The sequence below is a fragment of the Corynebacterium aurimucosum genome, assembly GCF_030408555.1.
GTDB classification, from domain to species: Bacteria; Actinomycetota; Actinomycetes; order Mycobacteriales; family Mycobacteriaceae; genus Corynebacterium; species Corynebacterium aurimucosum.
The window spans coordinates 1,013,641-1,027,876 of sequence record NZ_CP047048.1 but is presented as its reverse complement, the minus strand read 5'-3'; the positions used below and the strand labels follow the sequence as shown (position 1 = coordinate 1,027,876).

General features: G+C 59.9%; 14 protein-coding genes. 10 read left to right on the top strand and 4 right to left on the bottom strand.

The window, feature by feature from the left end:
• The first annotated feature begins 3 nt into the window (after positions 1-3).
• Genes CAURIM_RS04875 through CAURIM_RS04865 form a run of 3 tightly spaced genes read left to right on the top strand, consistent with a single transcriptional unit; the run spans position 4 to position 3,383 of the window.
• Positions 4-1,497, top strand: a complete 1,494-nt coding sequence (locus tag CAURIM_RS04875; RefSeq protein ID WP_070447020.1) for an AI-2E family transporter — start codon at positions 4-6, stop codon at positions 1,495-1,497.
• A gap of 6 nt (positions 1,498-1,503) precedes the next feature.
• The gene (locus CAURIM_RS04870) at positions 1,504-2,604 is read left to right on the top strand and encodes a DNA recombination protein RmuC (protein ID WP_371325755.1); all 1,101 of its coding nucleotides are present in this window, start codon (positions 1,504-1,506) and stop codon (positions 2,602-2,604) included.
• Positions 2,605-2,639: 35 nt separating this feature from the next.
• Complete coding sequence (locus CAURIM_RS04865) at positions 2,640-3,383, top strand: DUF6542 domain-containing protein (RefSeq protein WP_236659292.1); 744 nt, start codon at positions 2,640-2,642, stop codon at positions 3,381-3,383.
• On the opposite strand, the gene CAURIM_RS04860 is transcribed toward CAURIM_RS04865, so the two are convergent.
• A complete protein-coding gene (locus CAURIM_RS04860; protein WP_201828430.1) occupies positions 3,380-4,339 on the bottom strand; it encodes a 4-hydroxy-3-methylbut-2-enyl diphosphate reductase in 960 nt (319 codons plus the stop codon). The two genes, CAURIM_RS04865 and CAURIM_RS04860, sit on opposite strands and share 4 nt — an antisense overlap.
• 154 nt (positions 4,340-4,493) lie before the next feature.
• Here CAURIM_RS04860 and xseA point away from each other — a divergent pair, with 154 nt between their 5' ends.
• The 3 genes from xseA to CAURIM_RS04845 are packed head-to-tail and all read left to right on the top strand — an operon-like array spanning position 4,494 to position 6,436.
• Positions 4,494-5,735: an exodeoxyribonuclease VII large subunit gene (gene xseA, locus CAURIM_RS04855; protein ID WP_070646334.1), complete on the top strand. Its 1,242-nt coding sequence runs from the start codon at positions 4,494-4,496 to the stop codon at positions 5,733-5,735.
• Between the two features lie 56 nt (positions 5,736-5,791).
• A complete protein-coding gene (locus tag CAURIM_RS04850; protein WP_070646331.1) occupies positions 5,792-6,079 on the top strand; it encodes an exodeoxyribonuclease VII small subunit in 288 nt (95 codons plus the stop codon).
• Entirely contained in the window at positions 6,080-6,436 is a 357-nt protein-coding gene (locus CAURIM_RS04845; RefSeq protein ID WP_201828431.1) for a hypothetical protein, read from the top strand.
• 10 nt (positions 6,437-6,446) lie between these two features.
• Here CAURIM_RS04845 and CAURIM_RS04840 read toward each other — a convergent pair whose 3' ends face one another.
• A complete protein-coding gene (locus tag CAURIM_RS04840) occupies positions 6,447-7,037 on the bottom strand; it encodes a DUF4245 domain-containing protein (RefSeq protein WP_201828432.1) in 591 nt (196 codons plus the stop codon).
• A gap of 202 nt (positions 7,038-7,239) precedes the next feature.
• Between CAURIM_RS04840 and glpX the strand changes: the two genes are divergently transcribed.
• From glpX to CAURIM_RS04820, 4 genes are all read left to right on the top strand, one after another.
• Positions 7,240-8,259, top strand: a complete 1,020-nt coding sequence (glpX, locus tag CAURIM_RS04835) for a class II fructose-bisphosphatase (RefSeq protein WP_070646322.1) — start codon at positions 7,240-7,242, stop codon at positions 8,257-8,259.
• A gap of 98 nt (positions 8,260-8,357) precedes the next feature.
• Entirely contained in the window at positions 8,358-9,758 is a 1,401-nt protein-coding gene (locus CAURIM_RS04830) for a class II fumarate hydratase (RefSeq protein ID WP_201828433.1), read from the top strand.
• Positions 9,759-10,164: 406 nt separating this feature from the next.
• Positions 10,165-10,788 carry a TetR/AcrR family transcriptional regulator gene (locus tag CAURIM_RS04825; protein WP_201828434.1) on the top strand — a complete coding sequence of 208 codons (624 nt, stop codon included), beginning with the start codon at positions 10,165-10,167 and terminating at the stop codon, positions 10,786-10,788.
• Complete coding sequence (locus CAURIM_RS04820; protein ID WP_201828435.1) at positions 10,782-12,356, top strand: MDR family MFS transporter; 1,575 nt, start codon at positions 10,782-10,784, stop codon at positions 12,354-12,356. The genes CAURIM_RS04825 and CAURIM_RS04820 overlap by 7 nt, the downstream gene beginning before the upstream one ends.
• Before the next feature lie 80 nt (positions 12,357-12,436).
• Here CAURIM_RS04820 and CAURIM_RS04815 read toward each other — a convergent pair whose 3' ends face one another.
• Both CAURIM_RS04815 and CAURIM_RS04810 read right to left on the bottom strand, forming a co-directional pair.
• A complete protein-coding gene (locus CAURIM_RS04815; protein ID WP_201828436.1) occupies positions 12,437-13,570 on the bottom strand; it encodes a hypothetical protein in 1,134 nt (377 codons plus the stop codon).
• 81 nt (positions 13,571-13,651) lie between these two features.
• Entirely contained in the window at positions 13,652-14,227 is a 576-nt protein-coding gene (locus tag CAURIM_RS04810; RefSeq protein WP_010187346.1) for a GNAT family N-acetyltransferase, read from the bottom strand.
• Positions 14,228-14,236: the final 9 nt, after the last annotated feature.

Sequence of the window (14,236 nt, the reverse complement as noted above, 5' to 3'; positions counted from 1 at the left end):
GGGGTGAGTTCTGATCAGCCATCCCCCAACGCCTCTTCCTCTGAGTTCGCCGCCGCGGAGGCAGCGCTCGGCGGGCGTTTCGATGACTCCGTCGATGCTGCTTCGCTGAAGGCTGTCTCTCCGCACCCTCCCGGCAACCAGGTGGATCGTTCTGTGGTGGTCGGCGAGGTCATCAAGTCCACATCGCTGTGGGCACTGCGCCTGACCATCATTGGGATATTCCTTTATGCCTCCTTCCGCATGCTGGGCAACTTCTGGCGCGGCATCCTGCCCGTTCTCATTGCGCTGATTATTTGCACTGTGCTTGCTCCCATTGCCGGTGCCATGCGGCGCAAGGGACTGCCGTCAGCCCTCGCTGCGGCAGTGACCATTCTGGTGTCTTTTACTGCGGTGGGCACTCTCTTTATGTTCATCGCACCGGACTTCGCGCGGCAGTCCCAGACGCTATATCTGCAGACTGTAGAAGGAATTCAACGTTTGCAGCTATGGGCACAGGGCCCTCCGCTCAACCTCGACGCGGATGAGATCGGCGGCTATATCGATGAAATCGCCCTGTGGCTACAACGCCAAGCAGGGTCCATCGCGGGCTCGGTATTCACGGGCATTGGCACGGCGACCTCCATCGTGGTCACGCTCTTCATCATCGTGGTGCTGACGTTCTTCTTCCTTAAGGACGGCCACAACTTCCTGCCCTGGCTGCGCCAGGCCACGGGACGCCGGACCGGCTGGCACCTCACTGAGCTGCTGACCCGCGTGTGGTCCACGTTGGGCGGTTTCGTGCGGGCACAAGCAGTGGTCTCCGCCGTTGATGCTGTCTTTATCGGCCTCGGCCTGGCACTCATCGGTGTACCTTTGGCGATGGCGCTTGCCATCATCACGTTCATCGCCGGATTCATCCCCTTTGTCGGCGCGATCGTGGCCGGCGCACTATCCGTGACCATCGCGCTGGTGTCTTTGGGGTTCACCAAGGCACTGCTCGTGCTGGGCCTAGTACTGCTGGTCCAACAGCTCGAGGGCAACGTGCTGTCCCCGTGGCTGCAGTCGAAGGCCATGAACCTGCACCCGGTTATCGTGTTGATTTCCGTGACCGTGGGTTCCGCGCTCTTCGGCCTCATCGGCGGTTTCCTCGCCGTCCCGGCCGCAGCGACCATCGCGGTGGTCTACCGCTATTTCCAGGACATGATGATGCTCCAATCGGGCGAAAGAACTGCCGAGGACTTGGAGTTTTCGACCGTCGCTGGTTTCCTCATCGGGCGCTACACGCAGCAACAGGGTGATCACAAGCGCGAGCAGTGGCTGTCCATCCCCGACCACGCCGCACCCGAAGGCGCAGCCGAAGACGTCACCCACAACGGCACGAGCCCTCTGGACCAAAAGATCGACGCGAATGTCGACGTTGATGCGGATTTCAGTGAACGCGATGGAGGAGCACGAGCGGGAATCAAGCGCGCAATTAGCGCTCTCGAACAGATGTTGCAATCAAAGGATAAAGACTAATTCTTCATGTCCGGGACGCATGCCATGATGGCAGGCATGACGTCTTCCCTACCCATAGTGCTCCTATTCCTCGGCCTCATCATTGGGGCCGCATTGGGCTGGCTAGCCCGCGCTTATTCAGCGCAGTCCGCCCAGCCTTCAGAGGAGCATCGCGCCCTGCAAGAGTCCCAGCGCCGCCAAGCAGAGCTCGCTCCGCTGGAGAAAGCCATGGACCGTCTAGGGCTACAGCTCCAGGAAATAGAGGAAGATCGAGCGACCTCGCTCGCAGCACTCAGCAGCCAGGTCCAGGCGGTAACTCGGACCTCAACACGCCTGTCTGATCGCACGGACAAGCTGGTCGGCGCGCTGCGCTCCCCCAATGTCCGCGGGCGGTGGGGCGAGGTACAACTAGAGCGCGTCGTTGAGCTCGGTGGCATGCGCAAACACGTGGACTTTGATTCCCAAGTCAGTGCCCGCATCAACGGATCGCTGGTACGCCCTGATCTGGTCATTCACTTGGCAGGAGGGCGCAGCATTGTCGTGGATGCAAAGGTGCCCCTCAGTGCCTACCTCGACGCAATGGAGACCGAGGACCCGGAGGAGCGGGCAGGCTATCTTCGCCGCCACGCGCACCTCATGCGTTCCCACGTGCAGGCACTGGCGTCGAAGGACTATATCGAGGCCTTCTCCCCCACGCCACAGTTTGTGATCCTCTTCGTCCCCGCCGATACTTTCGTCGACGCTGCCCTGTCTATCGACGCCGAATTGCTGGAATTCGCCTTCGAGCGCAACGTCGTCATCGCCACCCCAAGCACCCTCTTTGCTCTCTTGCGCACCGTCGCGGTGAGCTGGCAGCACGAGGAGATCTCCGACAAGGCCCGCGAAGTCCAGCGTTTGGGTCGCGAGCTTTATACGCGCTTGAACACTCTTAACGAGCACTACGACAAGGTAGGCCGCGGACTCGAGCGCGCGGTGGAAGCCTATAACGCAAGCTTGGCCAGTTTGGATTCTCGCGTCGGGGTTACGGCGCGGCGGCTCAAGGAGCTGGATGTTCCAGCCCGCGTTGACCGCCTGCCGGTGGAGCCGCGCAGCGTCGGTTCTTGGCCGCGGCGCGCCCAGAATGAATAACGTTTTGGTCACCAACCCCGGTAAGCTTTCTGGGCGTGTCTGTAGCCAAAAATCGTCGCCGCCCTCGCCGCCGCGGGATGCCGCTTAGCCGAGCACTCCTCGTCGCGCTCGTCGTTACGCTTGTGGCCTTGGCGGTCTCCGGCGCTCTGGGCAGCGTGGGGCTGCCCTTCGCCCTGATTTTTGGACTCGGTTCGCTGGCTGTCACCTGGTTGGTGGAAACTCGCGGCCTCTACATGACGGTGATTTCCCTTCCGCTGCTGTACGCATTAGGAACCGTGGGCGGCGGGTTCATCAATTCCACCGCTGGATTGCCGGAAGGTGCCTCGCCCTTTTCCAAAACCGCGATTCTCACCACGGCTTTCCCACTACTGCAGCATTTCCCGGTGCTCATCGTTACGGTTGTGGCCTGCGCGCTGCTCGCGGTTCTGCGCCTGTGGCGCAGCGATAGCCACGCGAAGAACCTTGAGGCTGAAGCTCAAGAAAAGCGCCGCGCCGAAGCTGCCTCCGATCGCCGGAGCCGCTCCGAGCGCCTGTCCGTAGCAGAACTGCTTGCCCGTGAAGCTACGAGCTCGGGCCGAGTCCGTGAGCGCGACCGCGAAGAACGCCGGCGGCTTCAAGCCGAAGAACGCGCGAAGCGCCGACAGGCTTCCCCCGAGGCGGATGAGCGAGAGGACTTCCGTCGCGCCGCCGCTGAGTCAGCAGAGAAGGCGCGGCGTGCACGGGAGCGCTCTCAGCGGTCCTCCCAGCCGCTGGAAGAAAATCTCTACGACGAGGATTAACGCGCAGTACGTGCCGGACGCAGTTCGCGTGGCAGGGAGAAAGTGATGGTCTCCGTGGACGTCGTCACCTGTTCAACATCGTTGTAGCCGCGCTCATCTAGAAACTCCAGCACTTCACGGACCAGCAGCTCAGGCACGGACGCACCACAGGTCACGCCTACAGTGTTCACGCCTTCCAGCCAGGCCTCGTCGATCTCCGAGGCAAAGTCCACCAGGTGTGAAGTCTTAGAGCCCGCCTCCAAAGCAACCTCGACGAGGCGCTTGGAGTTCGAGGAGTTCTCGGAGCCCACAACAATCATGAGATCGCATTTCGGAGCAATGGCCTTGACCGACTCCTGGCGATTCTGCGTGGCATAACAAATGTCATCTGATGGCGGGTTCTCCAAGTGCGGGAAGCGCTCGCGCAGCTTGTTGACGATCTGAATGGTTTCATCCACCGACAAGGTGGTCTGGGACAGCCAGATGAGCTTTTCCTCATGCAGGAAATCGGGCAGCTTGTCGACGCCCTCCAAGCCATCCACCAGGTGGGTAACGTCCGGGGCCTCACCGGCGGTGCCTTCGACCTCTTCGTGCCCCTCGTGGCCGACAAGGAGGATCTGGTAGCCATCGCGCTCAAAGCGCTGGGCCTCCTTGTGGACCTTGGTCACCAGCGGGCAGGTGGCGTCGAGTGTGAGCTGCTTGCGCTCTTGTGCCTCCTTGCGCACGCTCGGCGCGATGCCGTGTGCAGAGAACACGAGATGAGCGCCTTCGGGGGCTTCGGAAGCCTCCTCCACAAAGATGACACCACGCTTAGCCAGGGATTCAACAACGAACCGGTTGTGCACAATCTGCTTGCGCACGTAGATCGGGGCGCCGTACTTCTCCAACGCCTTTTCCACTGTCTCAACAGCACGGTCCACGCCGGCACAGTAGCCGCGGGGAGCCGCCAGGAGCACCTTCTTTGCAGTTTCAGTCATGGCACCCACAGTATCGAAAGTCGCGCACATACTGTAGTTCCCGCCCACCCGGCTTGGCCGGTGACACCGGATGTCCGGCGCGCCTCCTAGACTGAGCCATACACTGTTCGGAACAGACCCCAACGAGAAGACCGCTCAAGAGAAAGGACTGCGCGTGAACCAACCGGCCAATTCCGCGGAGACACCGTGGCCCGTCGGCAAGGTCAACGACCAAGTCAAAGGCTGGATCGAGCGTCTCGGCTTCCTCTGGGTGGAGGGGCAAATTACCCAGTTGAACATGAAGCCGACGTGGAAGCTCTCCTATATCACGTTGCGTGATGTCGAGCAGGAAAAGTCTGTTCAGTTGACATGCAACACCTCGCTCATCCGCAATGCTCCTTCACCGCTCAAAGATGGCGACCGCGTCGTGGTGTACGGCAAGCCTGCCTTCTACGCTGGGCGCGGAAGCTTTTCCCTGTGGGTGACCGAAATCCGCCACGTCGGCATCGGAGATCTCCTCGCTCGGGTGGAAATGTTGCGGCAGAAGCTGCGCCAGGAAGGCCTGTGTGATCCCTCGCGCAAGTTGCCGCTTCCCTACCTGCCCAAGAAAATCGGCCTCATCACTGGCCGCGGCTCCCATGCCGAGCGCGATGTCCTGTCTGTGGCACAGGACCGCTGGCCGGCGGTCCAGTTCAACGTCATCAATACTGCAGTACAGGGAGCCACGGCTGTTACCCAGGTGATTGACGCTCTGCGGACTCTCGACGCGGACCCAGACGTAGATGTCATCATCATTGCTCGCGGCGGCGGTTCAGTGGAGGACCTCCTCCCCTTCTCCGAGGAGGCACTGCAACGCGCCGTGGCGGAGGCCCGCACCCCTGTCGTTTCCGCCATCGGCCACGAGCCGGATCACCCGGTGCTTGATGATGTCGCCGATCTCCGCGCCGCTACCCCCACCGATGCGGCCAAGCGTGTCGTACCCTCCGCCGCCGAGGAATACGCGCTGATCTCCGAAGCACGCTCGCGCATGGCGGCAGCGCTGCGCGGCTGGGTGGACCGAGAGCGCCGCGGACTCGAAAACATCCGCTCCCGCCCGGTTCTTGCAGATCCGATGGTGCCTATCAACGCACGCCGCGAGGAGTTGGAGCGAAATCTCGCGCTGATCCGCCGGGTGATGAGCCACTATCTGGACCGCGAAACTAACCAGGTAGCCTCATTGCGTGCTCGGGTCTCCGCCTTAGGCCCCTCGGCCACCCTCGAACGCGGCTATGCCATCGTGCAAGTCCTTCCGCGCGATGGCAGCGGTCCGGAGGTCGTCACGAGCTACACGCAATCACCACCGGGTTCGCAGCTGCGTATACGTGTGGGCGATGGCTCGATCACCGCTGCTGCAATGGCTTCTCAGGCCGCAGATTAAACAGAACAGTTAATAGTTAAGACGGAACATACAAGAGAAAGAAGATACTTCACCTCATGACTGACACGATTGGCGCCGGCCAGCCCGGCCAGGACGCGTTCCCGCCGGTGGAAGAGCTGAGCTATGAGCAGGCTCGTGATGAGCTCATTGAAACAGTGAAGATCCTCGAGCTAGGACAGATGGGATTGGATGAATCCCTCAAGTACTGGGAGCGCGGCGAGGCCCTAGCTAAGGCCTGCGAGGCGCACCTCGACGGTGCCTCGAAGCGCGTAGAGGAAGCCCTCCGAAAGAACGCAGAGGGCACCGATAGTGCAGTTCACAACGAAGAAGCAGGAGAAGACTAAATGAAGATTTACGGCTACCCGGGAGATCGCGTGGACTTCGTCTCCAAGTCAGGCGGAGCAGGGTCCATGGTCTTCGGTGATTCGCGCCAGCTCGCTGAAGAGTTCTTCGGCCCCCCGCACACCGCGAATGGCGAAGAGATCGGCTACTTCTCCGGCTCCATTGTTCTGCGCTTTAATGAGAATAAGCTCAGCGAGATCGCCATCTTCCCCGGCAAATCCCTCCATGAGAAGGTAGATGTATACCTCGGCAAGACGCGTTTGAGCGGCCTCGATCCAGAGTCCCTCACCAGCGCCGCTGGAGATTCGGTCGAGGTGGAATGGGACGGAACCACACTGCAGAGCGTAACCTTCCGTTAATCAGCGGAACCTAGTCGCTGATGACGCTTCCATCCTCAGCGATCTGGAGTGGCTCGGCCTCAGCAAATGCGGTCAGGGCCGCTTCATAGTCGGCATCGGAGGCAGAGCCGGTGAGGACGAAGCGGGCATCCCCCAAGTCGGTAATCCACAGCGGGCGCACGTCTTTGTCATCGCTACTGAGAATTTCCACGTCCTGGCCCGCTACCTCGCGCCGCTCGGAGTTGGCACGGTAATTGGAGTCATAAGCCCCGGGGACATCGCCAAGCGCCAGCTGCGTCTGCGCTGACTCAACATAGCCATCGTTAGTGGTCAGCCAGCTCACCACAGCACCAGATTCGCCACCCATCTGCTTGCGCCGCGCGGCTGTAGGCTGCCAGCCCTCCGGCATATCCGGCTCCCTAATGACAGCCCCGCTGCCGCGCGCTTCCATCTCCAAGAAGGTAGCGGCATCCACGTTCTGCACGGGCCCCGACTTTTCGGGGTTGATTGAGCACAGTCCCGTTGCCCCAACCGCGAGGAACATCATGATGAGGATGACGCCCACCGTCAGGGTGATATCGCGCGCGTCCTCAAAAATCTTTGGTTTATCTTCAGATGCCACTCGCCTAGTATGTCACGCCTGCTCCACCACATGCGACAGCGGCCTCCTACCTGCCCTTTTTGGCAGCAATCACCCCCTCATCCCACTTCTGGGGGAGGCATTCGGGCTTGAAACCGGAAGAAAAGTGGAAGAATGGAATATGTATTCCGGGTTGTCCCCCACCCCGGGCCGAGCCACCTGAAAAGAAAGGGACTAATCAAACATGTCTGACAACACGTCTTATATCCCCGACCGCAACCTAGCCATGGAGCTGGTGCGTGTCACCGAGGCGGCAGCACTCGCCTCGGGTCGCTGGGTTGGCCGTGGACAGAAGAATGAAGGTGACGGCGCCGCGGTGGATGCTATGCGCAAGCTCATCAACTCCGTCGAGATGAACGGTGTCGTCGTCATTGGCGAAGGCGAGAAGGACGAAGCCCCGATGCTGTTTAACGGCGAGAAGGTCGGCACCGGCCAGGGCGCCGAGATGGACATCGCCGTCGACCCTGTTGACGGCACCCGCCTGATGGCTGAAGGCCGACCGAACGCTATTTCTGTCATCGCCGCTGCCGAGCGCGGCACGATGTACGACCCGTCCGCGGTCTTCTACATGAAGAAGATCGCTGTCGGCCCCGAGGCAGTCGGCGCCATCGACCTCAATGAGTCGGTGGAGTGGAACGTGAAATCCGTGGCCAAGGCCAAGGGCATCAAGCCAGCTGACCTGACCGTCGTCGTTCTCGACCGCCCGCGCCACGATGACCTTATCCGGGAGATCCGTGAAGCCGGTGCCAAGGTTCGCCTCATCATGGACGGTGACGTCGCCGGCGCCATCGCCACCTGCCAGGACAGCAACTCCATCGACCTCATGATGGGCATTGGCGGCACCCCGGAGGGCATCATCACCGCCTGCGCTATGAAGTGCATGGGCGGAGAAATTCAGGGCAAGCTATGGCCCAAGGATGAGGAGGAAGCCGAGAAGGCTCGCAAGGCTGGCCACGACCTCGACCGCGTCCTCACCACCAACGACTTGGTGTCCTCTGAGAACTGCTACTTCGCCGCTACCGGTGTGACCAATGGCGATATGCTCCGCGGTGTCTCTTACCGCCCGAACGGTGCCACCACCCGCTCTCTGGTTATGCGCTCCAAGTCCGGCACCATCCGCTACGTCGACTCCATCCACAAGCTGGCTAAGCTGCAGGAATACTCCGTGGTCGACTACACCAACCCCCACGATAAGGAAAGCTAGTTCACTTTCCTAGGAAGAGTGCTACGGTGGCCATGAATGCCGTGCCACGGCACACATAAAGAACCCAATAAAACTCATTTCACAGAAAAGGTGAATCCATGACTGAATACCGCATTGAACACGACACCATGGGCGAGGTAAAGGTTCCGGCAGACGCCCTGTGGCGTGCCCAGACCCAGCGCGCTGTGGAGAACTTCCCGATCTCCGGCCGCGGTCTCGAGGATGCGCAGATTCGCGCTCTCGGCCTCCTGAAGGCTGCCTGTGCTCAGGTGAACAAGGACTCCGGCAAGCTGGACGCGGAGAAGGCTGACGCCATCATCGCCGCCGCCACCGAGATTGCAGAGGGCAAGCACAACGATGCTTTCCCGATTGACGTCTTCCAGACCGGCTCCGGCACCTCCTCCAACATGAACACCAACGAGGTCATCGCCTCCATCGCCCACAAGAACGGCGTGGAGATTCACCCGAATGACCACGTGAACATGGGTCAGTCCTCCAACGACACCTTCCCCACTGCAACCCACGTTGCGGCAACGGAGGCTGCAGTAAATGACCTCATCCCGGGCCTCAAGGTCCTGCACGATTCCCTGCTGGCCAAGGCCAAGGAATTCGCTGATGTAGTTAAGTCCGGCCGTACCCACCTAATGGACGCCACCCCGATCACCCTGGGCCAGGAATTCGGCGGCTACGCTCGCCAGATCGAGCTCGGCATCGAGCGCGTTGAGGCCACCCTGCCGCGCTTGGGTGAGCTGGCTATCGGCGGCACCGCTACCGGTACCGGCCTGAACACCGACGCTGAGTTTGGCGGCAAGGTCACCGAGGAGCTCAAGAAGCTCACCGACATTGACCAGCTCTCCGAGGCCAAGAACCACTTCGAGGCCCAGGCTGCCCGCGACGCCCTCGTCGAGTTCTCCGGCGCCATGCGCACCGTTGCTATCTCCCTCAACAAGATTGCCAACGACATTCGCATGATGGGCTCCGGCCCACTCACCGGCCTTGCGGAGATCCACCTCCCGGATCTGCAGCCGGGCTCCTCCATCATGCCGGGTAAGGTCAACCCGGTTCTGAGCGAGGCCGCCACCATGGTGGTCAGCCAGGTCATCGGCAACGACGCCGCTGTTGCTTTCGGCGGCTCCAACGGCCACTTCGAGCTCAACGTCTACATCCCGATGATGGCCCGCAACGTTCTCGAGTCCTCCCGCCTGTTGGCTAATGTTTCCCGCGTCTTCGCTGAGAAGTGCGTTGACGGCATCGAGGCCAAGGAGGAGCGCATGAAGAAGTTTGCGGAGTCCTCCACCTCCATCGTCACCCCGCTGAACTCCAAGATCGGCTACGAGAACGCCGCTAAGGCAGCTAAGCACGCACTGAACGAGAAGATCACCGTCCGCGAAGCCGTCATCGACCTCGGCTTCGTCGACGGCGAGAACCTCACCGAAGAGGAACTCGATGAGCGCCTCAACGTTCTCACCATGACCAACCGCGACCGCGATAGCTTCTAAATTCGCTTTCGCCCACGCCGCCGCCCTTCGCACCACCTCCTTGAGGTGGCGCGCAGGGCGGTTTCGCTGTTTTCTCATCCGCCCTGCGGGGCCAACAACAAGGTCGGGGCAGCAACTGCCCGATCTGCCAAAACCACCGCTCATGACTCAAGATCTGGCAATAACTTCGTCAACTAGGGCAGTTTTGGGCTTGAGAGTTCCTTTCCAAGCCATCACGTCGCGCCCTTCGCGCTCACGGCGAGCCTTAATCAGCCACAGCGCACGCTGCTGGTGAGCGCGAAGGGTAGGGTTGCTACCATCTGCTCCCCCCTTCCTGTGCGCTGCGCCATAAAGAGCTCCCCGCCCTCACGAGAATCACCATCATTGCACTTGGTGCAAACTTGCACCGGGTGTAGGATTACACTCCGTGCAAGAAGAACTGTCATTACGCGAGCAAAAACGCCTGAAAACTCGCCTGCGCATAGAGGATGCTGCCACCCTCTTGGTAGACGAGCACGGCTTTGCTGCAGTTACGGTGGAGGAGATTTGTGAGAAGGCCGGAATTTCCCGGCGCACCTTCTTTAACTATTTCGATTCCAAGGACTCAGCCGTCTTGGGCAACCCCAGCCAAGAGTTCTCCCTGGAGCAAAAGAGCTATCTGCTCGATACTCCTACGGAAAACCTCTTCAAACTGGCCGTAGGCCTCATTAAGGAACACCTCAATGGGCAGCACGCCAATAAGGAAATTGCTGAACGACGCCGCCGTATCTCCCGCGATGCGGACGCAGCGGCGGCGTCCTTAAGCAGAAAGCGTGCCAAGTCTAACGAAGTACTTGAGCTTCTCACCCAGCGGCTAGAGAAGGAGCCAGCGTTAAAGGCCATGCCGGATGTCTCCCCACACACGGAGGCACTACTCATTGCTGTCACCATCCGTGAGGCTTTTTGGTTGGCCACCACCTCGCCAGACTTCAGCTGTGATATCCCCTTTGAGCAGCGCTTTGACTCCGCACTCACACTCATCAACAACTATTCGAAAGGACTTTCATGGTAGCTACCGCGAAACCGCCAGTGGCCAACACTGACAATGGCAAGCCGGAAAACAACCTTGCCCTCGTCTTCTCTGCCCTCGTGCTCACCATGTTGATGAGCTCCCTGGGGCAAATGATTTTTGCTTCCGCCCTTCCCACCATCGTCGGCGAGCTCGGCGGTGTCGACCACATGAGCTGGGTTATCTCCGCCTTCCTGGTCACCATGACCATTGCTATGCCTATCTCCGGCAAGCTCGGTGACATGATGGGCCGCAAGTGGCTCTACATCGGCGGTATTGCCACCTTCGTCATCGGGTCCGCCGTGGGTGGCTTCGCCAATTCGATGAATCTGCTCATTATTGGCCGTGCCATTCAGGGCTTCGGAGCTGGATTCATGATGATCTCCTCCCAGTCCATCATCGCGGAGGTCACCACGGCACGTGAGCGCGGTAAGTTCATGGGCATCATGGGCGGCGTTTTCGGCCTGTCCTCCGTCCTCGGCCCAGTCCTTGGCGGCTGGTTCACTGATGGACCTGGCTGGCGCTGGGGTCTGTGGATGAATATTCCCCTTGGTCTGCTCGCCATGACCGTGTGCGTGCTCGTTCTGCACCTGCGCGTCGGCGATACTGATCTGCGTAAGTTTGATGCCTTGGGAGCCACCTTCATCGCTATCACTACCGCCTCGCTCATCCTCATGACCACCTGGGGCGGCACTCAGTATGAGTGGTCGGATCCCGTCATTCTTACCTTGGCCGTCATCGTTGTGATTGGTGCTGTTATCACGGTCTTCGTCGAGAAGCGGGCCGAGGAGCCCCTGATCCCAGTGCTGCTGTTTAAGAACCGCAACATGGTTCTCACGACGGCCGCCGGCATGGTGCTGGGCCTGGCTATGTTCGGTGTGCTGGGCTACATGCCGACTTACCTGCAGATGGTGCACACCCTCACACCTACCAAGGCGGGTCTCATGATGATCCCGATGATGCTCGGCATGATCGGCACTTCTACCACAGTGGGATTCATCATCGCCCGAACCGGCCACTACAAGCGTTACCCCATCATCGGTCTCGCCATTACGGCTAGCGCGTTGTTCTGGATGTCGAAGCTGACTGTGGAGACCTCCCTGACTCAGCTTGGCGCGGAGTTCCTCGTCTTCGGCATCGGCCTTGGCTTTGTTATGCAAGTGCTCGTTCTCATCGTTCAGAACTCCTTCCCCGTGGCACTGGTGGGAACCGCTACTGCGGCTAACAACTTCTTCCGCCAAATCGGCTCCGCCATGGGCGCTTCCCTCGTGGGCTCGCTATTCATCCACAACATGAAGGATGAGTTAGCTGCCAATATGCCTGCTGCCATTGCTTCCATGGGCAAGGCCGGTGCACCGTTTGCGGAAAAGTTCAACGCCGAGGGCGGCGGTTCCTCCAACCTGACCCCATCGATGGTGGCACAGCTACCGGAGCCGATCCGCGATGTCGTCCTCAACGCTTATAACGATGGTCTGACCCCAGTCATCCTGCTTATGGTTCCGATGGCCATCATCGCTCTCCTGCTTATCCTGCCCGTGCGGGAGGAGCATCTCAAGGAGACCATCGATTAGAGCACTCCCCTAAGGATGCAACAACAAGAAATCCTCGCTACGAAGAATCATGTAGCGAGGATTTTCTTGTATCAACGTGCCTAGCGCAGGATTCCTAACTGGCGCGCTACCTGCGCAGCCACACCGATGAGTGCCAGCAGGCCGGCAATGATGCCCACGATGGTCCCAACATCCGTGCCACCGGTGCTCGAGCTTCCGAGAAGAGACTTCTTGGTCACCTTCACGGTCTTGGTGACTTGGTTGTTTGACAGCTGGGGCTGACCATTACGCAACACATGAGTGTTGAAGGTGATGGTCGCAGTGCCCTCGGACTTGGCCGTGTAGGTTCCGTCCTCGTTGACTTCCAAGACCTCCGGATCGCTGCTGCTTGGCGACGCCACCGGAACCCCCAGCTTTGCTCCCCGGAAGCCGTCGATGCTCAATCCCAGGCTTCCTTGGCTTCCGACGGAAGTGCCACCCGTAGTCATGAGCTCGGCTTTGCCGACTGTGCTTTCCGGCACGGCAATAGGGAACGCGTGGCGGCCGGAAATACGCGCGGGTTGACCGGGCATATCGCGGTTGGAGAAGAAACCAGCAGTCACCTCCCCCATCTGCGCCTGAGCGAATGTTACGTGGGTGGGATCGATAATCGAGTAGAGGTGCCCAGTGCGATCATTGAACTGGCCATTTGAGCGAATAAGCATATCCCACTCGCTTGCCCCCTGGTACTTATCGGTCGACCACGATGCGATCGCGTCCGACATCCCTTTAGTGGTCAGGTTTTCACCGGCCCAGAGGTTGTTAATGACTCCGAAGGGAGGAACCCCTGGCAGTCTCTCATGGTTGAAGTCAAGGTTCTCCTCGGCAGCGCGCTGCAAAACCGCGTGCTCGAGACCGCGATTCCAGGAGATGGAATTCACATAGGCATCGCGGGTGCGGAAACCTGCGGCGCTAGCAGCCTGGCGCAGCGTTCCGCCGTTGAAGGGAAGGTTATCGTCCCAAGCCTTGCCGCGTAGCTGCCGAACCTGGCGGGTAACCAGGTCAATATCGGACTGCATCACGGGCTCAGCAAAGACATAAGCCAAAGCACCATTGGGGTGGTTAACGTCGAGCTCCGCCACAGGGACGGAGCCGGCAGATGGAAACTCAGCAGCCGTGGCAACGGGCGCTGCGAAAGCACCGGTCGACACGGCTACGGCGGTAGAAAGGGCAAGCACAGAGGTGCGGAAAGGCATGATTCGCCTTCGATAGAGAGTGGTTGAGAACAGGTTCTATTCTATCCCCACTCCTGCCCTGATATTAGAAAAGTGAGATAATTACTTTCTCTTCTGGTTGGCTTCTGCCTTCTTTTCCTCCGGCTTCGGAAGGAGCAGCTCATAAACATCGGTATCGCGCCACTGGCCGGCAAGCTCACCATAAGTCATCTTTGCCATGTGGGAGTAGGTACCCACCTTGACGAAGCCACGGGATTTGTGGAGACCAGCGGAGCCTTCGTTCTCCGGGAAAATCCACGAATGGATGGCCCACTTGTGCAAGTCACGGCAGACCTCAATGAGCTGATCCAGCAAGGCGCCACCGATACCCCTGCCCTGGGCTTCCTTACTCAGGTAGATGGAATCCTCCACCACGCCGTGGAACACGGTACGGGTGGACGCCTGCGCAGCGCAGACCCAACCGAGAACCTTCGAGTCATCGTCTTCCTCAACAGCGACGAAGACGGATGACATGATCTTGACGTTCTTAAATTCCTCGAAGGTCAACGAGCGGGTCTCATAGGTAGCGTGGCCAGTGTTAAGACCCTGCTCATAGATTTCCCGCATCTGCGGGTAGTCCGCAGCGTTGAAGGGACGGATGCGGAAATCCTTCTTCTTGTCTTTCGCGTTGTCGCTCATGGAACAATT